This window comes from Acidovorax sp. MR-S7 (assembly GCF_000400995.2).
Classification (GTDB): domain Bacteria; phylum Pseudomonadota; class Gammaproteobacteria; order Burkholderiales; family Burkholderiaceae_C; genus MR-S7.
This window is the reverse complement of sequence record NZ_DF238950.1, coordinates 204,561-224,142: the sequence shown is the minus strand read 5'-3', so window position 1 is coordinate 224,142 and position 19,582 is coordinate 204,561. Positions and strand designations below refer to the sequence as shown.

General features: G+C 64.0%; 19 protein-coding genes and 1 tRNA gene. 9 read left to right on the top strand and 11 right to left on the bottom strand.

Features of this window, described 5'->3' with window-relative positions; translation table 11 throughout:
* Window position 1: 1 nt before the first annotated feature.
* From AVS7_RS17240 to AVS7_RS17200, 9 genes are all read right to left on the bottom strand, one after another.
* Entirely contained in the window at window positions 2–613 is a 612-nt protein-coding gene (locus AVS7_RS17240) for a hypothetical protein (protein WP_024001748.1), read from the bottom strand.
* The gene (locus AVS7_RS17235) at window positions 610–2,025 is read right to left on the bottom strand and encodes an ATP-binding protein (protein ID WP_020230852.1); all 1,416 of its coding nucleotides are present in this window, start codon (window positions 2,023–2,025) and stop codon (window positions 610–612) included. The genes AVS7_RS17240 and AVS7_RS17235 overlap by 4 nt, the downstream gene beginning before the upstream one ends.
* Window positions 2,022–3,368 (bottom strand): tRNA (N6-isopentenyl adenosine(37)-C2)-methylthiotransferase MiaB, encoded by a 1,347-nt coding sequence (miaB, locus tag AVS7_RS17230; RefSeq protein ID WP_020230851.1) that lies wholly within the window; start codon window positions 3,366–3,368, stop codon window positions 2,022–2,024. The genes AVS7_RS17235 and miaB overlap by 4 nt, the downstream gene beginning before the upstream one ends.
* A gap of 8 nt (window positions 3,369–3,376) precedes the next feature.
* Entirely contained in the window at window positions 3,377–3,763 is a 387-nt protein-coding gene (locus AVS7_RS17225) for a hypothetical protein (protein WP_020230850.1), read from the bottom strand.
* A gap of 82 nt (window positions 3,764–3,845) precedes the next feature.
* Window positions 3,846–3,922: transfer RNA gene (locus AVS7_RS17220), tRNA-Met, on the bottom strand.
* Between the two features lie 26 nt (window positions 3,923–3,948).
* Window positions 3,949–4,728 carry an enoyl-CoA hydratase gene (locus AVS7_RS17215; RefSeq protein WP_020230849.1) on the bottom strand — a complete coding sequence of 260 codons (780 nt, stop codon included), beginning with the start codon at window positions 4,726–4,728 and terminating at the stop codon, window positions 3,949–3,951.
* A 25-nt stretch (window positions 4,729–4,753) separates the two neighbouring features.
* Window positions 4,754–6,532, bottom strand: a complete 1,779-nt coding sequence (locus AVS7_RS17210; protein ID WP_020230848.1) for a M61 family metallopeptidase — start codon at window positions 6,530–6,532, stop codon at window positions 4,754–4,756.
* Window positions 6,533–6,659: 127 nt separating this feature from the next.
* Entirely contained in the window at window positions 6,660–7,376 is a 717-nt protein-coding gene (locus AVS7_RS17205; RefSeq protein ID WP_020230847.1) for a DsbC family protein, read from the bottom strand.
* A 28-nt stretch (window positions 7,377–7,404) separates the two neighbouring features.
* The gene (locus tag AVS7_RS17200; protein WP_020230846.1) at window positions 7,405–8,550 is read right to left on the bottom strand and encodes an FAD-dependent monooxygenase; all 1,146 of its coding nucleotides are present in this window, start codon (window positions 8,548–8,550) and stop codon (window positions 7,405–7,407) included.
* Window positions 8,551–8,606: 56 nt separating this feature from the next.
* Between AVS7_RS17200 and AVS7_RS17195 the strand changes: the two genes are divergently transcribed.
* From AVS7_RS17195 to AVS7_RS23970, 6 genes are all read left to right on the top strand, one after another.
* Window positions 8,607–9,473, top strand: a complete 867-nt coding sequence (locus AVS7_RS17195; protein WP_020230845.1) for an MOSC domain-containing protein — start codon at window positions 8,607–8,609, stop codon at window positions 9,471–9,473.
* Window positions 9,474–9,516: 43 nt separating this feature from the next.
* Entirely contained in the window at window positions 9,517–10,611 is a 1,095-nt protein-coding gene (gene ychF / locus AVS7_RS17190) for a redox-regulated ATPase YchF (RefSeq protein WP_020230844.1), read from the top strand.
* Between the two features lie 171 nt (window positions 10,612–10,782).
* Window positions 10,783–12,063, top strand: coding sequence for a tyrosine-type recombinase/integrase (locus tag AVS7_RS17185; RefSeq protein ID WP_024001745.1), 1,281 nt, complete (start codon window positions 10,783–10,785; stop codon window positions 12,061–12,063).
* Between the two features lie 39 nt (window positions 12,064–12,102).
* Window positions 12,103–12,375: a helix-turn-helix domain-containing protein gene (locus AVS7_RS17180; protein WP_020230842.1), complete on the top strand. Its 273-nt coding sequence runs from the start codon at window positions 12,103–12,105 to the stop codon at window positions 12,373–12,375.
* Window positions 12,372–12,905 (top strand): hypothetical protein, encoded by a 534-nt coding sequence (locus tag AVS7_RS24535; RefSeq protein ID WP_144425133.1) that lies wholly within the window; start codon window positions 12,372–12,374, stop codon window positions 12,903–12,905. Before AVS7_RS17180 ends, AVS7_RS24535 begins: the two co-directional genes overlap by 4 nt.
* Window positions 12,906–12,974: 69 nt before the next feature.
* Window positions 12,975–13,175, top strand: coding sequence for a helix-turn-helix domain-containing protein (locus tag AVS7_RS23970; RefSeq protein ID WP_082176589.1), 201 nt, complete (start codon window positions 12,975–12,977; stop codon window positions 13,173–13,175).
* 510 nt (window positions 13,176–13,685) lie between these two features.
* On the opposite strand, the gene AVS7_RS24530 is transcribed toward AVS7_RS23970, so the two are convergent.
* Window positions 13,686–14,858: a hypothetical protein gene (locus tag AVS7_RS24530; protein WP_024001740.1), complete on the bottom strand. Its 1,173-nt coding sequence runs from the start codon at window positions 14,856–14,858 to the stop codon at window positions 13,686–13,688.
* Window positions 14,859–15,029: 171 nt separating this feature from the next.
* On the opposite strand from AVS7_RS24530, the gene AVS7_RS17175 reads away from it, so the two are divergent.
* The 3 genes from AVS7_RS17175 (at window position 15,030) to AVS7_RS17165 (ending at window position 18,476) form a co-directional block, all read left to right on the top strand.
* Entirely contained in the window at window positions 15,030–15,992 is a 963-nt protein-coding gene (locus AVS7_RS17175; RefSeq protein ID WP_034691822.1) for a hypothetical protein, read from the top strand.
* A gap of 128 nt (window positions 15,993–16,120) precedes the next feature.
* Window positions 16,121–17,116, top strand: coding sequence for a hypothetical protein (locus tag AVS7_RS17170; protein WP_034691819.1), 996 nt, complete (start codon window positions 16,121–16,123; stop codon window positions 17,114–17,116).
* Window positions 17,117–17,306: 190 nt separating this feature from the next.
* On the top strand, window positions 17,307–18,476 hold the full coding sequence (locus AVS7_RS17165; protein ID WP_020230839.1) for an isochorismate synthase: 1,170 nt from the start codon (window positions 17,307–17,309) through the stop codon (window positions 18,474–18,476).
* 72 nt (window positions 18,477–18,548) lie between these two features.
* Here the strand turns inward: AVS7_RS17165 and AVS7_RS17160 are convergent, their stop codons facing one another.
* A complete protein-coding gene (locus AVS7_RS17160) occupies window positions 18,549–19,529 on the bottom strand; it encodes a tripartite tricarboxylate transporter substrate binding protein (RefSeq protein ID WP_020230838.1) in 981 nt (326 codons plus the stop codon).
* Window positions 19,530–19,582 lie beyond the last annotated feature (53 nt).

Below are 19,582 nucleotides of genomic sequence, written 5' to 3'. Positions count from 1 at the left end.
GTTACCTGCCGTTGGTGGGCGGGCGGGTATTCAGGCTGCGCTCGATGGCGCGCATGGCCTCCAGGCGCTCGTTCAACTGGTCGGTCTTGCGCTGCAGTTCTCTGACCTGCTGGGCCTGGCGGTCGGCCTGGTCTTCCAGGCGGCGCTGCTGCAGGTAGAAGTTTTCCAGCAGGCGTGCCAGCGCGCGGTAGGCGGGGGGGCCGTCGCTGCGCGCGATCACGCGCTGCACCAGGGCCAGGGCGCGGGCCGTGTCGGCCGGCTGGCGCGTCTGGCCCAGGGCCAGGGCCAGCTCCAGCTGCTGCTGGGCCGAGGCGTCCTGCTGTGGCGTGAGCCGCGCGAGCTCGGCCGCCAGCTCGGCGGGCGTGAAGCGGGCCGCGCGGTGGGCGTAGGCCAGGATGTCCTTGAGCGGCGGCGGCTCGATGGCGGCGGGAGTCTCCTCGTCCGGTTGCGGCTGCACGGGGGCAGGCGGCGGCGGGGCAGGCGGTGTGGCGGGCACGGTTTCCACGGCCTGCGGCCGCTCCTGGGCGCGCGGTGCCCAGGCGCCGCAGCCTGCGAGCAGCATGGCCGCGAGGAGGACTGCGGAGCGGAAGGCCTCAAGGGGTTGTCGTTTCATTGCACAAGCTCGATGCGGAAGAAAGTGCGCGGGCCGTCCTGCACCACCTCGACGCGCCCGCCGTGGGCCTGGATGTATTCCTGGACGATGGACAGGCCGATGCCCGAGCCGCGCGCGGCGTCGGCCGGCTGGCGCACGCCGCGGTAGAAGGGTTCGAAGATGCGCGAGCGGTCATTCTCGTGCACTCCGGGCCCCTGGTCCATGAAGTCCACACGCACGCATCCGGGCTGGCGCGTGAGAGTGATGCGGATCACGCCGCCCTCGGGCGAGAAGCGGATGGCGTTGGACAGCAGGTTGCCCACGGCGGAGGCGATTTTCTCCGCGTCCAGCGGCAGCTCCACCGACGGGCCTTCGACGACGACCTGCAGCCGGCGCGCCTGCCATTGCAGGCGCTGGGCTTCCACCTGCGCCTCCAGCAGGGCCAGCAGGTCGGTGAGACGGCGGTGCAGCTGGCGCGCCTCGAAGGCAGCGGCGTTGAAGCGCAGCAGGGCCTCGATCTCGCCCTGCAGCGCCAGCGTGTTCTGGTGCAGGATGCCCACCACCTCGCGCTGCTCGGCGTTCAGCGCGCCGGTCACGCCGTCCTGCAGCAGGGCCACGCCCTCGCGCAGGGAGGCCAGGGGCGTCTTGAGCTCGTGCGACACGTGGCGCAGGAAGCGCGCCTTGTCCGCGTCCAGTTCCAGCAGGCGCACGCGCAGCCATTCGAGCTGCTGGCCCACACGCCGCACGTCGGCCGGGCCGGCGATGTCCACGGGCCGGTCCAGCGCGTTCTCGCCCAGGCGGCGGATGGCGCGCTCCAGCCGCTTGAAGGGGCGCGCCAGGCCGATGCCCAGCGCCAGCGCCAGCACCAGCGCCAGCACGATCACGCCCACCACCTGGTGCGTGACGGAGCGGCGGCTGGCCTCGATCTGGTCCTGCAGCGTGCTGCTGCGGCGGGTGTTGATGTCCTGCACCTGCTGGGCGATCAGCGTGTTGAGCGCGTCGATCTCCAGGAACAGGGCCGCGGCCGCGCGCTCGTTCTCCAGCGACTGGGCCTTGGGGCCGGCGAGCAGGGCGGCCACCTCGGCCAGGTGCGTGCGCCAGCGCTCGGCCACCTCGCTTTGCAGGCCGCTGGCCTGCAGCCGCTGCAGCAGGGCCAGGGCCTCGCCGGTGCCCTCCTCGAAGCGGCGGCGCAGGCCCGCGTCGGCCAGCACCAGCGACTGCCGGGCGGCGCGCTCCAGGCTCTGGCTGTGAACGCCCAGGCTCTGCGCCGTGGTGGAGAGCGCGATGGCCTCGGCCGCGCCCTGGCGGCTTTGCAGCATGAGCTGCTCCAGCGTGAACAGCGCCCGCAGGGAGCTGGCGCCGAGCAGCGTGCCTATCCACACGAAAGCCAGCAGCAGCAACTGCTGGAAGGACAGGCCGGCGAAAGGCCTCATGCCGCCGCGTGCACCGCCTCGGCCATGAGCACCGCGCCGCGCAGGGTGTAGGTGCGGGCCTCGGTGATGCGCACGTCGGCCATCTGGCCGATCAGGCGCGGGTGGCCTGGAAAGTTGACGACGCGGTTGCACTCGGTGCGGCCCATCAGCTCGCCGCCGTCGCGCCTGGATGCGCCCTCGACCAGCAGGCGCTGCACGCTGCCCACGCGCTCCTCGCTGATGTCCTTGATGTTCCGGTTGATGACGGCCTGCAGCTCCTGCAGGCGGCGCAGTTTCACGTCGTGCGGCGTGTCGTCGGGCAGGTTGGCCGCGGGCGTGCCGGGGCGCGGGCTGAAGATGAAGCTGAAGGAGTTGTCGAAGCGCACGTCGTGGATCAGCTTCATCATCTTCTGGAAGTCTTCCTCCGTCTCGCCGGGGAAGCCCACGATGAAGTCGCTGCTCATCGCCATCTCGGGGCGGATGGCGCGCAGCTTGCGGATGGTGCTTTTGTATTCCATGGCCGTGTAGCCGCGCTTCATCGCCATCAGGATGCGGTCGCTGCCGTGCTGCACGGGCAGGTGCAGGTGGCTGACCAGCTTGGGGATGCGCGCATACGCCTCGATCAGCCGGGGCGTGAACTCGTTCGGGTGGCTCGTCGTGTAGCGGATGCGCTCGATGCCGGGGATCTCGGCCACGTATTCGAGCAGCAGGGCGAAGTCGGCCTTCTCGCTCGTCTCCCCCATCGTGCCCAGGTAGGCGTTCACGTTCTGGCCCAGCAGGGTGACTTCCTTCACGCCCTGGTCGGCCAGGCCCGCTACCTCCACCAGCACGTCGTCGAACGGGCGGCTCACCTCCTCGCCGCGCGTGTAGGGCACCACGCAGTAGCTGCAGTACTTGGAGCAGCCTTCCATGATCGAGACGAAGGCGCTCGCGCCCTCGACGCGCGCGGGCGGCAGGTGGTCGAACTTCTCGATCTCGGGGAAGGAGATGTCCACCTGCGGCCGCGCCTTGGCGGCGCGCGCGGCCAGCAGCTCGGGCAGGCGGTGCAGCGTCTGCGGGCCGAAGACCACGTCCACGTAGGGCGCGCGCTTGATGATCTCTTCGCCCTCCTGGCTGGCCACGCAGCCGCCCACGCCGATGAGCACGCCGCGCTTCTTCAAGTGCTTGACGCGGCCCAGGTCGGAAAACACCTTCTCCTGCGCCTTCTCGCGCACCGAGCAGGTGTTGAACAGGATCAGGTCGGCCTCGTCGATGTCCTGCGTGGGCTCGTAGCCTTCGGCGGCCTGCATCACGTCGGCCATCTTGTCCGAGTCGTACTCGTTCATCTGGCAGCCGAAGGTCTTGATGAAGACTTTCTTGGTCATGGCGCGCCTTACGTACCGGTGCGGATGTTGGTGACCGTGGCGCCGCTGCCCTTGCGCGGCTGCTTGGCCTCGGCCTCGGTCAGGATCCAGGCAGTGTGCAGCATGCCGGTGCTGGCCTCGATCACGTAGTTCACCTTCAGGGATTTGCCGGCCAGGGTGTGGGCGAACACCAGGGCGTTCTGGGGCGTGAAGATGCGCAGGCCGGGCGCCAGGCGGATGGGCTTGCCGTTGAGCTCCGCGCTGGTGCCGTTCATGATCTTCAGGGTGCCGCGCTGCGCGGCTTCGGGGAAGGTGCGCTGGCCGGCGGGAGGGGGCGCCTGTTGCGCCTGTGCCGCCAGGGGCAGGGCCAGCGCGGCGGCGAGCGCCAGGGCGTACAGCGGGGGGCAGCGTGTCATGGTGTATATCCAGGGGCTGTTGACGAGAGGGCCACAAGAAAAAAACCCACAGCACCTAGGGTACTGCGGGTTTCTCGTTGTGTGGTGGTGGTACCGGGACTTGAACCTGGGACATCAGCATTATGAATGCTGCGCTCTAACCAACTGAGCTATACCACCGAAGCGCGAGATTATAGCCTAAAAAATCACTGGTGCGTGAAATTCGCGGCGCGCTTGTTCACGAAGGCGTCCATGCCTTCCTTCTGGTCCTGCGTGGCGAACAGCGCGTGGAACAGGCGGCGCTCGTACATCAGGCCGTCGGACAGGGTGCCCTCGAAGGCGCGGCTCACGGTTTCCTTGGCGGCCATCACGGCGATCTGCGAGAAGCCGCAGATGACCAGGGCGGCGCCCAGGGCTTCTTCCATGAGCTTGTCCATGGGCACGACGCGGCTGACCAGCCCGGCGCGTTCGGCTTCCTGGGCGTCCATCATACGGGCGGTGAGGGCCATGTCCATGGCCTTGGCCTTGCCCACGGCGCGCGGCAGGCGCTGCGTGCCGCCCGCGCCGGGGATCACGCCCAGCTTGATCTCGGGCTGGCCGAACCTGGCGTTGTCGGCGGCGATGATGAAGTCGCACATCATGGCCAGTTCGCAGCCGCCGCCCAGGGCGTAGCCGCTGACGGCGGCGATGACGGGCTTGCGGATCAGACGGATCTGCTCCCAGTTGCGCGTGATGTAGTCGCCCTTGTAGGCGTCGGCGAAGCTGTACTTGGCCATGGCGCCGATGTCGGCGCCGGCGGCGAAGGCCTTCTCGCTGCCCGTGAGGACGATGCAGCCGATCTTCTCGTCGGCATCGAAGGCCTTCAGAGCCTCGCCCAGCTCGTTCATGAGTTGGTCGTTGAGGGCGTTGAGCTGCTTGGGGCGGTTGAGCGTGATGACGCCGACCTTGTCCGCTTCGGTGCGGACTTCGATGCATTCGTAGGCCAAGTTGCTATCTCCGGTGTGTAGTGGTTCAAACCGGCTGACTATACCCAAGCCATTGCTGGGCGACGCTGGCGTCGGACACGTCGATGCGCACCGTGTCGCCCGTGGCGCCGGCCGCCGGCAGCGCGAGCGGCAGGCGCAGCAGGCGCCGGTCGCGCGCCACCAGGGCGGTGACCTGGGCGTTGATTTGGCTGGTGTTGCCCGCGTAGAGCGGCACGTCGTCGAGCTTGTGCACGCGCCAGGCCTCGCCCGGGGTTTCCACGGCCAGCCATTCGTCGCCGGCCATGAAGCCGGCGGCTTCGGCCGCGCCGCCGCGCAGCACGGCCTTGATCTGCAGGCCGGCGCTTTCCTGCACGCGCAGGCCCAGGCGCTGGGCGAGCTGTGCGGTGTCGGCCTGCAGCCGCAGGCCGTGGGCGGCCAGCAGCTCGGCCAGGGGCAGCTCGCCGGTGCCGTGCACCCACTGGGCGATCTCGGCGGACCAGTCGCGGCCTGAGAGCGTGCGCAGCTGCGCGAGCAGGTCGGCCTCGGCCATGGGGCCCGCGCCGGTGTGCTGCCACAGGGCGCGCATCACCGCGTCGAGCGTGGTGCGGCCTTCGCGGCGCAGGGCGAGGTCGAGGCACAGGGCGACCAGCGCGCCCTTGGTGTAGTAGCTCACCGTGGCGTTGGGCGTGTTCTCGTCCTGGCGGTAGTACTTGACCCAGGCGTCGAAGCTGGCCTGGGCCACGCTTTGCACATGGCGGCCGGGCGTCTGCAGCACCTGGTTGGTGGTCTTGGCGAGCAGGCGCAGGTAGGTGGCGTGGTCGATCAGGCCGGCGCGGCGCAGCAGCAGGTCGTCGTAGTAGCTGGTGAAGCCCTCGAAGAACCACAGCAGCTCGGTGTAGTTCTCGCGCGTGTAGTCGTACTGGGCGAATTCCTGCGGGCGCAGGCGCTTGACGTTCCAAGTGTGGAAGTATTCGTGGCTGACGAGGCCCAGCAGCTGGGTGTAGCCTTCGCTCGCCTGCAGCTCCTTGTCGCTCTGGCCCACGCGCGGCAGGTCGCGCCGGCCGCAGATGAGGGCGGTGGAGTTGCGGTGCTCCAGCCCGCCGTAGCCGTCGTGCACCACGTTGAGCAGGAACACGTAGCTGGCGAACGGCGGGCGGCCTTCGCCGTGCCAGAAGGCGATGGCCTCCTCGCAGATGCGCCGCACGTCGCGCACCAGGCGCTTGCCGTCGAACGAGGGCGCCGCGCCCGCGACCACCAGCCGGTGCGGCACGCCGCGCGCGGTGAAGCGGATGCTCCAGAACGGGCCCATTTCCACGGGGCAGTCCACCAGCTCGTCATAGCCGTGCGCGCGGTAGGTGCCGAAGCCCGAGCGCGCGGTGTGGTGCGCGGGCAGGCCCGTGGCCAGCGACCAGCCGGCCATGGCGCGCGGGCGCACCACCTCCACGTCGTGCGGCTGGTCTTCCTGGCCGTGCACGCGCAGGCACAGGCTGGTGCCGTTGAAGAAGCCGCGCGTGGCGTCCAGCCACGCGGTGCGCACGGAGGTGTCGTAGGCGGCCACCTCGTACTCCAGCACCAGCGGCTTGCCGGGGCGGCAGCGCGCGCGCCAGCGGTGCTTGTCCAGCTGCTCCAGCGCCACCTCGGCGCCGCCCTGGCTGGCGCGCAGCGACTGCAGGTTCTTGGAGAACTCGCGCACCAGGTAGCTGCCGGGGATCCACACGGGCAGCGACAGCTCCTGCCCGGCGGCGGGCCGGGCCACCGTGAGGGTGACTCGGTAGAGGTGGGCGTGCTGCTGCGCGGGGTCGATGCGGTAGTGGATGGGCGCCATGGCGGTATCGATTCAGGAGCTGCTTGCGCTTGGCTAGCAAGGGTTTCAATGGGTTTTCTATCTGAAACTCAATGCGTGAAAGCGCAACCAGCTCCTGAATAAGGAGCGGCACGCGCTGCCCGCCCGGCTACTTGCTGCTGGCGACTTCGGTCAGGCGGCGCTCCACTTCCTGCGCGCCGATGGCGCCGGGCACGCGCGAGCCGTCGCTGAAGATCAGCGTGGGCGTGCCGGTGATCTTGTGCTTGCGCCCGAACGCCAGGTTGCGCTGCAGCGCCGAGGTGTCGCAGCTCGCGGCGGCGGGCACCTTGTCGCGCAGCATGTGGTCGTCCCAGGCGGCCACCCGGTCCTTGGCGCACCAGATGTTGCGCGACTTCTCGGCCGAGTCGGGACTGAGGATGGGGTAGAGGAACATGTAGACGGTCACGTTGTCCACGTTCTGCATGTCCTTCTCGAAGCGCTTGCAGTAGCCGCAGTTCGGGTCCTCGAACACGGCCAGCTTGCGGCTGCCGTCGCCGCGCACCACGGTGAACGCGTCCTGCAGGGGCAAAGCCTTGAAGTCCACCGCCGTCAGCTTGTTGATGCGGTCCTCGGTGAGGTTGCGCCGCGCCTTGGTGTCGATCAGCTCGCCCTGGATCAGGTAGTTGCCCTGGGCGTCGGTGTAGAACAAATCGGTGCCGATGCGCACCTCGTACAGGCCCTTCATCGGCGTGGGGCGCACTTCGTCGATCTGCTGCAGCTGGGGGATGCGCTCGCCCAGGGTCTTGCGGATCGCCGCGTCCTGCGCGCTGGCGCCCAGGCTGGTGGAGAGGGCCGCGGCGGCGAGCAGGGTGGGGAGGAGTTTCATGGTCTTCATTCGGAGAGTGTTCGTTCGGTCAGCGCGCGCCCATGGCCTGGCGGGCCACCCAGTGCTTGAGCGGTCCGCTGCGCTCGAAGCCCTTCATGCCCCAGTTGCGCAGCGCGGCCAGGGCGCTCTCGCGGCGGGTGAAGAGCTGCTGCAGGCTGTCCATGACCAGCCCCATGGGCAGCAGCGCCGCCTTGCGCTCGCGCTCGTAGCGGCGCAGCGGGCGCGGGTCGCTCAAGGCGCGCCAGGGTTCGCGCGCATGCAGCACGCGCGCCAGCGCCTGCGCGTCGGCCAGGCCCAGGTTCAGCCCCTGGCCGGCCAGCGGGTGCACGTTGTGCGCTGCATCGCCCGCCAGCGCCCAGGCCTGCCGGGCCTGCCGGGCCTGCCCGGGCACCAGCCCGCACCAGTGGCGCGCCTGGGCCTGCTGCAGCGGCCAGCTGGCGCGCGGGGCGCTCATGCGCAACGTGCCCAGCGCGCCGCGGCTCGCTTCGTGCAGGTGGTGGATGAAAGTGTCGTCATCGGCGTGCAGCCATTCGGTGGCGCGCTCCTGGGGAACTGACCACACCACGGCCACGGAGTTCCCCTGCGCGCCTTCCAGGGGCAGGAAAGCGAGGATGCCGCCGTCGGCCAGGAACCACTGGCGCGCCGCCTGGCCGTGGGGCTGCTCGCACACCAGGCGCGTGGCGATGGCGTGCTGGGCGTAGGGCGTCACGTCGAATTCCACGCCGAACTCCGCGCGCGTGCGGCTGGCGCGGCCCTCGCAGACCACGGTGAGCGGCGCGGCCACGGGCGCCTCCACCGCCTCCACCAGCGGCTGGTAGCGCACGGCCTCGGCCAGGCGCGCCTCCAGCGCGGGCACGTCGACGATCCAGGCGAGCGCGTCGCTGTCCTGCTGCGCGGCGTCGAAATGCACCGCGCCGTCCTGGTCGGCCTGCACCTGCATCTGCCGCACGGCCGTGGCGTGCTGCGCATCCGGCCAGCCGCGCACGGACTCCAGCAGCGCGCGCGAGGCGGCATTGAGCGCATAAGCACGCACGTCTTCGCGCACGTCCTCCTGCGCCGGGCGCGCGGGCGGCGCCACCAGCGCCACGCGCAGGCGGCCCCCGGCCAGCAAGAGTGCCAAGGTGCGGCCCACCACGCCCGCGCCGCGGATACATACGTCAAAAGTCTGCGCCATGCGCGGGATTGTAGGAGGGCACAATCGGCGCCCTTTGCATCCGCGGAGAGCCCACCGTGTTTCGTCCTGACCACGACCTGGCCGGCACCATCGCCCGGCTGTTCATCCACCCCGTCAAGTCCTGCGCCGGCATCGAGGTGCGCGAGGCCTTGCTGACCGACACCGGCCTGAACCTCGACCGTGCCTGGATGGTGGTGGACCCGCAGGGCGTCTTCCTCACCCAGCGCGACTGGCCGCGCATGGCGCTGGTGCGCCCCGAGCTGCGCAGCAGCGACCTGGTGCTGCGCGCCCCCGGCATGCTGGCGTTGCACCTGTCGCTGGACCGCGTGGAGCAGCCCGCCACCGTGCGCGTGTGGGACGACACCGTGCCCGCCTGGGACATGGGCGCGGTCGCGGCGCAGTGGTTCACCGACTTCCTTGGCACGCCCTGCCGACTGGTGCGCTTCGATCCGGCCCACCGTCGCCTGTCGAGCCTGAAGTGGACGGGCGGCGTGGAGGCGCCCAACCAGTTCGCCGACGGCTTTCCAGTGCTGGTGGCCAGCCAGGCGTCGCTCGACGGCCTCAACGAGCGGCTCGCCGCCGGCGGCCACGCGGCCGTGGGCATGGAGCGCTTCCGGCCCAACCTGGTGATCGCCGGTGTGGAGGCGCACGACGAAGACCGCATCGACGGCCTGCACATCCTCGCGGACGGAGGCGAGGCATGGCTGCAGCACGTCAAGCCCTGCACGCGCTGCCCCATCCCCGACATCGACCCCGCCACGGCGCAGCGCGGCACGGCGGTGGGCGACACGCTGCGCGGCTACCGGCAGGACGCGCGCATGAACGGCGGCATCACCTTCGGCATGAACGCCATCGTGCGGGAGGGCGCGGGGCTGCTGCTGCGCGTGGGCCAGCCCGTGGCCGCCAACCTCAAATTCGACTGAATAGAATTGCGGGTTTGTCTCCCGAACACCTGAAAGCCCTGCCATGAGCCTGAAATGCGGCATCGTGGGCCTGCCCAACGTGGGCAAGTCCACCCTCTTCAACGCCCTCACCAAGGCCGGCATTGCCGCCGAGAACTATCCCTTCTGCACCATCGAGCCCAACACTGGCGTGGTGGAAGTGCCGGACCCGCGCATGGCGCAGTTGGCCGAAATCGTCAAGCCCGAGCGCACCGTGCCCGCCATCGTCGAGTTCGTGGACATCGCGGGCCTGGTGGCCGGCGCGAGCAAGGGCGAGGGCCTGGGCAACCAGTTCCTCGCGCACATCCGCGAGACGGACGCCATCGTCAATGTGGTGCGCTGCTTCGAGGACCCGAACGTGATCCACGTCGCGGGCAAGGTGGATCCGATCTCCGACATCGAGGTCATCCAGACCGAGCTGTGCCTGGCCGACCTCGCCACCGTCGAGAAGGCCCTCAACCGCTACAGCAAGGCCGCCAAGAGCGGCAACGACAAGGAAGCGGCCAAGCTCGTGCAGCTCCTCACGCCCATCCAGGCCGCGCTCGACGAAGGCAAGCCCGCGCGCACCATCGAGGTGAGCAAGGAAGACGCGCCCCTGCTCAAGCAGTTCTGCCTCATCACCGCCAAGCCCGCCATGTTCGTGGGCAACGTGGCCGAGGACGGGTTCGAAAACAACCCGCTGCTCGACAAGCTCAAGGACTACGCCGCCGCGCAGAACGCGCCCGTGGTGGCCATCTGCGCCAAGATCGAGGCCGAAATGGCCGAGATGAGCGACGACGACCGCGCCATGTTCCTGGAGGAAATGGGCCTGGCCGAGCCCGGCCTGAACCGCCTGATCCGCGCGGGCTACGACCTGCTGGGCCTGCAGACCTACTTCACCGCCGGCGTGAAGGAAGTGCGCGCCTGGACGATCCACAAGGGCGACACCGCGCCCCAGGCCGCGGGCGTGATCCATGGAGACTTCGAGCGCGGCTTCATCCGCGCGCAGACCATCGCCTTCGACGACTTCATCCAGTACAAGGGCGAGCAGGGCGCCAAGGACGCGGGCAAGATGCGCGCCGAGGGCAAGGAATACGTCGTCAAGGATGGCGACGTGATGAACTTTCTGTTCAACGTCTAAACAGGAAGAGCTGTTCTTCAGGGTTCGCCAATGTTCGAAGGTGTTGGCTAACCCATTGATAGATATAGGGAAAGTTGTTCGCCGGTGAACTAGATCGTTCGGGGGCATTTTCCATATATGGGGGCATGACAGGGGGCACGCACGGTGCATGCCCCCTCCCCAGGAGAAATCATGCCCCCAAACCACCTCGAAACCCGCATGGATGCTGGCGATGCAGCCGTTTCCCATGCTCCAAAAAGTCCAACCCGGCGCGGTATCAGTGATGCAGCCCTTCGCGCTGCCAAGCCCACCAGCAAGCCCTACAAACTCTTTGCAGGCAACGGGCTTTATCTGGAAGTCAAACCCAACGGAGCCAAGCACTGGCGTTGGAAGTACCGCCTTCTTGGCAAAGAGAACCGCGTAGCCCTTGGGAGCTATCCGAAGCTGCCCCTTCGTGAAGCGAGAGAGGCAATGGAGGCCGCCCGCAAGTTGGTAGAGCAGGGCAAGCATCCTGCACAGCAAAAGCGCCTGGATCGCATCAAGTTGGGGTTGGAGCATTCCAACACCTTCGAGATCATCGCCCGCGAATGGGTGGGACTTCGGGACTGGCAGGAAGTCACCAAGTCACGCCGGTTGAACATGCTGGAGCGTGTTGTTTTCCCCCATGTGGGGGCGCTACCCGTTCGCCAAGTGGAACCCGCGCATGTGCTCGATATCTTGAGACGTGCGGACGCAAACAACGGCAATAGCGTGATGTGCGAGGCGAAGCGCACCATGTCTGCCATCTTCGAGTTTGCTGTCTCCACACTCAGGGCCAAGGTTGATCCGGTCTATCCAGTCCGCAAGGCCTTGCCTGCCAACAAAACCCAGCACAAGCGGCCTTTATCTTTCGAGGAGGTTGGAGCATTGCTGAACGCGGTAGAAGGCCATGGCGGCTACTACCAAATCCAGGCCGCGTTCTTCCTCATGTGGTTGACCCTGGCCCGCCCATCCGAAGTGATCGAGGCCGAATGGTGCGAGTTCGACTTGGATCAAGCGTTATGGCGCATCCCCGCGCCGAGGATGAAGAAGCGCAAGGAACACCTGATCCCCTTACCGGCCCAGGCCGTTGCATTGCTGCGCAGCCTACACACGCTCACCGGCAACCGAATCCATCTCTTCCCCCACCGGGACGACAGGAGAAAACCGATGGTGACAGCATCGTTCCGGCAGATGCTGAAGGCCTTGGGTTGGGCGGGCAAGTTCAGTCCGCATGCCACACGCACCACCGGCAGCACACGGCTTAACGAGATGGGCTTCTCCCCAGATTGGATCGAACGCCAACTGGCCCACGATGAGCCAAATGTCGTACGCCGCACCTACAACCACGCGGACTACCTGAAGGATCGGGCCACCATGATGCAGCGATGGGCCGACCTGCTGGACGAGTGGAAAAAGAAGACAGCAGACGCTATGAAACCCGTTTTGGGATAACCCAATTCAGGCTAGACTGTACTCGGAATGTCGAATCCCATGCACGCGTCTCGCTACAGCATTTTGCGAGCACGCTTAGTTGAATTACGAGAGGCCAAAGGCCTGACCCAGACGGATATTGCCCTTCAGTTGGGCAAGCCGCAAAGCTTTGTCTCGAAGTATGAGCGCGGGGAACGCCGCCTGGACATCGTAGAGTTGATTGCCGTAGCGAAGGTCTTGGGGGTTGATCCCGCTCAGTTGTGCACAGAGCTGGCCTGTGAGCCTTTATTCGAGAACTTTGACAAGATTTTTCATCCGGGAGGTTGTGAGTGAAGTATTCCGTATTGGGCGGATTGGTGTTGTCCGCTGTGGCCTTGTTGTCCGGTTGTTTGGGACCGTCTGTGCCAGAAGCCAAAGATGTCGAGGCAGGGCTCATAGATGGATGGTCTTCGTGCAAGATGCTTCGACCTGTCAGCATCAAGAAAACAAATGGAATAGACCAAGGGCGGGTCTATCAAATGGCAATTGAGTACAAATTGGAATTTGTTAAAAATATTGCCAAAGAGGATATTTGGGGCCAAGATTTGCCAGAGGTCGACCCAGGAAATTACAACTTTCATAACAATGATTCTCTTCAGGAATATCGCGCTGCCATGGAGCCGCGTCGTCAAGCCATGATCAGGACAGAAGAGTTTTGGAAGGTCAACTGCCCGGAGCCAGTTTCCAAGTATTTCTGGTCCTTTAGTGCGACACCAGAGTTCACGAAGGTTAATGGAAAAGACATCAAGGCAGGGGATGGATTCGTGATTCAAACGGTCTTCGATATGGTTAAGTCTGAAAAAGGCTGGATTACACGACAATAAGAAGTCGGAGATAGACGGCTTTAGTCCACGAACTTATATACAGCATCAAAACCACTGTGAGGCTGTATGATGAAAGTTGTTGATTATTTTGCCGAGGCTGGAGGGTTGCTCACTGTCAATGAATTTTGTAAGTGGGCCAGCATTGGTCGCACCAAGCTTTATGCAGAGATGAACGCAGGTAGACTCGTGGCAAAGAAGTTTGGTAGTCGAACCTTGATCCCCAGGGCTGAAGCTCAAAAGTGGATGGAACAGCTACCTACGAAGCATTGAAGCCAGCACCCGAATAGAAAAGCCGATCGTTAGATCGGCTTTTTTGTTTTTCAGAAAAATTTTTACAAAAAGATAGAAGTTTTCCTTGTCAAACGCTACATAAAAAGCCCCCCCCCCGCTTTCCCCTCTGCATTCCTCTCCCTCTATCTATCTGTCTTTGGTGTTGGATTGGATGCTCTCTGAGAGAGCGTGAGTGATGGCAATAGTGATGTAAAGGAAATTTCTATGTCTATGAAGCTAGCTCTGAATAGAGCTGAGATGGCTCGTGAATCAATGATCCAGGCAACAGATTGGTTGGATACCAAAGGTGTTTACTATAGACACCTCCCACCTTCACAACTGAAGATCGGCCCCATCAACTACTGGCCTTCTACTGGCACTATCACCGTAGACAACGAAACCGGCAAGCGCCCCTATCTGGGTCTGCAAGGCTTGGAACTCGTCTTGCGAGAGCTCCAAGGCCGTTACCCTGTCAGGCGTTCTACATAGGGACGCTACGGCAGCGCTCTCCTAGGGTGATTTTTTCGGCGGGGTCTTCTTCAACTTGTTGATTTCAAATGGATTTATTTTCCAGTCTGGTTTGAAATCTTCGGTTTTTCGGGGCTGGGTGTCGAAGATTGAGTCAAAGATGCTAGGGCCAAGAGGGGGATTTTTCACATTATGAGATTCATGGCTTGCGTTCTGCTCTAGTGCCAAGCTTCGCGTGGGCTTGCCCTGAGAGTAGAGCCAGTTCTTGTCAGTGATGCCTTGCTCCAAGAGCGATGTGAAGTTGGACTGCTGCCGGGCAGCCTTGTTGACGTTCTGAGAATACGCCATCTTTTTTATGTGATGGAAGTTGCCCGGATTTTCATAGTGAGCCCAGATCAGTTCTTCCAAGTAGACTCTCTCGCCGCTATGTGCGTCTTCTATCCAATGATTTCGGTTGATTCCTTTGCAGATGTACTGGAACAATGACCATTGCTTAAAAAGGTCCATGCCGTCATCTATATCTACTTGAACGGAGCGCTCATTGAAATGGGGTAGGGAATTGATCTTTTTTGCTCTTTTGGCGAGATATGTCGTAAGCTCCTCTGAGTGTTCTGGCGGAATGTGGGTAAGTAAATGGGTGTGAAATCCAGATTTTGCAGAATATTCATTGACGTAGAACCAAAAGAATTTCACGCCTCTTTGTTTGTACCAATTCCTAAGATGGTGGAGAATTTGGTCATGAAGATGTGAGAGCCCTTTTTTTGAATTCTTTGGGGTTATTCCAAGTAACTCGCTGCTTATTGTGATATGGGTGTTTAATGCGATCCCTTTTGCATTTATAAAGGCGACGGCGCTGTAAGCATCTATGAGCTCTTCTGCGCTGATCTCTCTGGGTAGTATGAATTTATTGTCCATGGAGAACTCCAGTTCTCCTGAGAGGCGCCTTACATCTTCTTTGTGGGCTTGCACTTTATCGCTCCTCAGCTTCTTTGAGGTGAGGGAGTATTTGCTAGAGTCTCGGGCGAATTGTCGCGCTTGATACTCCAAAGCATCATCGTGCTCCTTCTTGCTTCTCCCAAAAGTTGCAGCGAAGACTTCATCGTAGAATGAGCCTTTGGATAGGTTAGGATAGCGGTCTCCTGGTCTGTATCCGCCATCGCCTCTTTCCAGAAGGCTTCTGGCTCGGAATGTTTCGTTGTCATGGTGCTTACGCATACGTGTTCCTTCAAAAGTTAATGGAGGCCAATATGGCTTTCAGAACTTGAAAAGTACACGTTATGCCTAAATGTGCTTAGGTGGCGTCGCCTTATGGCTGATGTCAGCTAAACAAAGTCGATCCTCCTTGGAATCTGAGGAACCAAGCGTTCCTCCTTCCAAGGGCATTTCATGTATCAAGACCGACTTCCGCTAGTTCCCCCAGACATCCTCCAGGCACACATGGTGCATGAGCCTGGAGACACCCGATTCAAAGCAGCAGCGAGACTCTTGCAGGCCTTATGGCGGGCAGAGCGAGGCATCCCCATGGGCACCCACGCCCCAGCCAATGGAGAGCCTCGCAAGCTGGGTAGCCGCATTGAAGCGGGCCATGCCAAGCTGGGGGCAAACTTCCTCTCCCCGGCCATCGCCAAGCTGGCTTTCCGTGAGTCCGTTTATCGAGAGATTGGCGCAGTCATCGAGCAGGAGCGCCTATGGACCAACATGCTGTCCAGTCAGCCGCTCTGCTTCAACCTGTTCGGTGATCTGAAGCTCAATCTTGACAAGGGTAACAAGTTCTTTCGGCACCTTTTCCCCGACTACGTTGCAGAGGTGGAGGGCATCTACTTCGAGCATTCGCCAGGGCGAGGGGATGCATCCTTCACTGCGGATAACACAGCCTTTGACGTGTTCGTGACCTGCCGCACCCCCGAGGGCAAGCAAGGCTTTGTTGCCATCGAAGTGAAGTATTCCGAGGCCATGGCCGAGCCCCTGGCAACACTGCGCCCACGCTATGACGAACTGTCCCGAGCCGTTGGCATTTATCGTGAGCCCGAATCCCAGCCACTCCGGAGCAATCCGCTTCAGCAGCTATGGCGGGAGCACATGCTCAGTCGCGCCATGGTGGGCAATGGGCTTTATGAGTTGGGCCGGTTCGTCCTGATCTACCCCAAGCAAAACTACCACTGCGAGAGTGCAGCCAAGCTTTATCAACGAGAACTCGTCAGTCCTGATCCTGCTGTCTCCGGCTTCCAGGCCGTGACCTTGGAGGCTTGCCTAGCAGCATACAAGGCCATCGGGGACGAAGAGACGGCACAGGCCTTGCACTCTCGATACCTTGATTTCAGCAAGATCGACGCAGTCATTTTTGGGTAGCGCTCGACCGTAGATGTGTCCAAACCTGTTTTGGGATAACCCGATTCAGGTTGGACAGTGCATGGCATTTTTGACACCATGCATGCGCACAAACGTCACATCCTTCAACACCAATTACACAACCTCTCATGACCCCTGAAGAAAAAGCCAAAGTCAAGAAAATAGGAAACTGGATGGTTGGAATCATCCTGGGGGGCTTCGTCATCTCCAATGTGGGGGTGCTCGCCTATCACAAATTGACAGATGCGCCAGAGTCCTCCAAGGCCGAAGTACAAGCGGTTCCCGTTCAGGCCACGGCCAGCCCGCAAGAGCCCAAGGCCCTTTATCAGTATGCAGATGCAGGCAACGTCATGACCCTGCTGGATGGGCCTTGCGAACGTGCCGCGATCAAAAAAGACATCGCGGACGAGTCTGCACTCAATCCAGACATCATCAAGGCGCTGTCTTTCAAGGATGACGCCGGGAAGACGCACCAAGGCTGCTACGCCATCTTGACCTCATCGGAAGAAGTGGTGTTCACCATCGAAGGGGACAACGCGCAGCGAACCCGGCTAGACCTCTCCTACTTCACCAAGATCAGCATTGCGGACAGGCTGGAGCGAAGCATCCTTGAGAAGGAATCGAAGGAGATGCCTGCTGAGAAAGTATCCGTTGGGGAGGCGAATCGTCAGAAGGTGCTCAACATGTTCAAGCCCCCGGAAGACGGGAGAGTTCACACGCCCCAAATCGCCTATTCCGGAAGCCAGATTGACCCCTTCAAGGAGAGGGGCCACAGCCTGGAGCCTGTCACGAACAAAGATCAAACCGCGCAGCTTCGCACTGAAGACGGCAAGAAGCTTTGGACTCTCTTGACCGTGGCTCCGGATGTCGCTTGCGCTGGTCAGAATCGCCAACTGGCTACCGAGCTTGGGCGAAGGCATGGCATTGATTTCAGTGCTGCGAAGTACGCAGAATCGGAGGTCTTCGCATTGGACAAAGGCAATGTGCGCCAGATCAAGACCTTGCCCGCTTGCTATCTCCGCAGCCAGGAGGGCGCTGTACAGGTCTTCTGGCTGGAAGGGGCTGCAACGGTAGCGGCAGACCAATTCCGCTCGAAGTGGAATGTGGCCTTGCTTAACAACTGACCGCCAAGATCGAACAGAGATCAAGGAGGTCAACTTCAGCTAGACTGACCCGGAGCAGGGAGCCCCCATGTTCGCCACTGTTCACCCGCATCCGATGGATTTGGGGGCATGGCAGGGGGCACCAAGCGAGTCGAGCAGAGACGAAAGCCAATCAAATCATGCCCTTACAGCGGCAATTCCTGTTCAACGTATGACGGCGCAGGAACAACCGGCCGGCGGCTGGATGGTGGACGGCCTGGCGCACGGCGAGGTGTTCTTCGCCTCGCCCACGCTGCAGCAGCGCTCGCACGGTGTGCAGGGCGCCGTGCGGGCCCACGAGCCGGTGAGTGCCGACGGCATCCGCCGGCTGTTCGCCCGCGCACGCGAGGCGGGCATCGCCCAGCCCGTGCTGTTCGGCCTGGTGCCGTTCGACACCGCGCGCAAGGCCAGCTTCACCATCGCGCCGCAGTTGCAGGCCGCACCCGTGCCGCCGCGCGGCATGGCCGCGCCGGCGGGGCGCCGGCCGGCCGTGCTTCAGCGCCAGCCCGTGCCCGCGCCGGAGGTCTATGGCGACATGGTGCGCAAGGCGCTCGATTTGTATGAGCAGGGCGATGTGCGCAAGATCGTGCTGTCGCGCGCCATGGACGTGGAGCTGGACGCGCCCATCGCCTACGCCGACGTGCTGCGCGACCTGCTGCGCCGCAACGCGCACGGCTACACCTTCGCCGTGCCTGCCTGGGAAGGCGATGCGGCCGCTGACAAGCCCGCCGCCGTCATGCTGGGCGCCAGCCCCGAGCTGCTTGTGCGCCGCGAGGGCGACCGCGTGTTCATCAACCCGCTGGCCGGCTCCATCCCGCGCGTGGCCGACCCGGCCGAGGACCAGGCGCGCCGCGAGGGCCTGGCCGTCTCCGAGAAGGATCTGCGCGAGCACGGCTACGTGGTGAGCGACATCGTGCGCATCCTGCGCGATCACTGCGACGACCTGGACGTGCCCGAAGGCCCGTCGGTGATCGGCACCGATGCGCTCTGGCACCTGTCCACATTCATTACCGGGCGCCTCAAGAATCCCGCCATATCGGCGCTGGAGCTGGCCTGCGCGCTGCACCCCACGCCGGCCATCTGCGGCTTTCCCACGGCGCAGGCGTTCGCGCACATCCAGGCGCTGGAGCCGTTCGACCGCGAATACTTCGCCGGCCTGGTGGGCTGGCAGCGCGAGGGCGGCGACGGCGAATGGGCGCTGACGCTGCGCTGCGCCAAGTACGACGGCGACCGCCGCCTGCGCCTCTACGCGGGCGCGGGCACGGTGGCTGGCTCCGATCCGGACAGCGAGATCCGCGAGACGGCGATGAAGATGGAAACCTTCATGCGCGCCATCGCCTGACGACGGCGCGGCGCCCGCAAAAAAGGCCTGCCAGCGTGTTGCGCTGGCAGGCCTTTTTGCTGACGCGGCAGATCAGTTTTCCGCCAGGTTCAGCCGCTTGATCAGCGGCGACCAGCGCTGCAGCTCTTCGGCCATGTACTGGCCGAAGGCCTCGGGCGAGGTCGGGGCTGGTTCCATGTGCATGGTCTTGAGGCGCTGGCCCACGGCCGGGGATGCGAGGGCCTGGGTCAGGGCCGCGTTGAGGCGGGTCTTCACGTCGGCCGGAATACCGGCGGGCGCCACGAAGCCGATCCAGCCCGAGCCCTCCACGCCGGGGTAGCCCAGCTCGGCCATGGTGGGGGTGTCCGGCAGGAAGGACAAGCGCTTGGCGGACACGGCGGCGATGGCGCGCAGGCGGCCGTCCTGCACCATGGGCATGGCTGCCACGGGGGGCAGGGCGGCGAAGGTGGTGTCGCCGCTCAGCAGCGAGGTGACGGCGTCGGGCGAGGACTTGTAGGGCACGTGCAGCGCCTTGCCGCCCACGCGATCCAGCAGCAGCTCCACCGCCAGGTGCGACACGGTGCCCGCGCCGGTGCTGGGGAAGTTCAGCTTGGCGCCGGGTTTCTTCATCTCGGCCACCAGGTCGGGCAGCGACTTGATGGGCGAATTGGCGGGCACCACGAGCACGTTGTACTGGTGCACGGCCAGCGTGAGCGGCGTCAGGTCGGTGGCGGGTTGGTAGGGCAGGTTCTTGTAGATGACCGTGTTGTTCACCAGCGGGCCGGTGATGGAGACGCCGAAGGTGTAGCCGTCGGGCTTGGCCTTGGCGATGGCGTCGGTGCCCAGGTTGCCGCTGGCGCCGGGCTTGTTCTGCACCACGATGGTCTGCTGCAGGGTCTTGCCGGCCTCCTCGGCCACGGCGCGGGCCATGGTGTCGGGGCTGGAGCCGGGGCCGAACGGCACGATCAGCGTGAGGGGCTGCTTGGCGGGCCAGTCGGTGCCTTGGGCGCTGGCGCCGGCCACCAGGCCGAACGACAGCAGGGCAGCGAGGCTGCGCAGGGCGAAGGATTTCATGTCGGGCGGTCTCTCGAGAGGGTCAGGAAGAAGAGGGCGAACGAGTGTAGCAG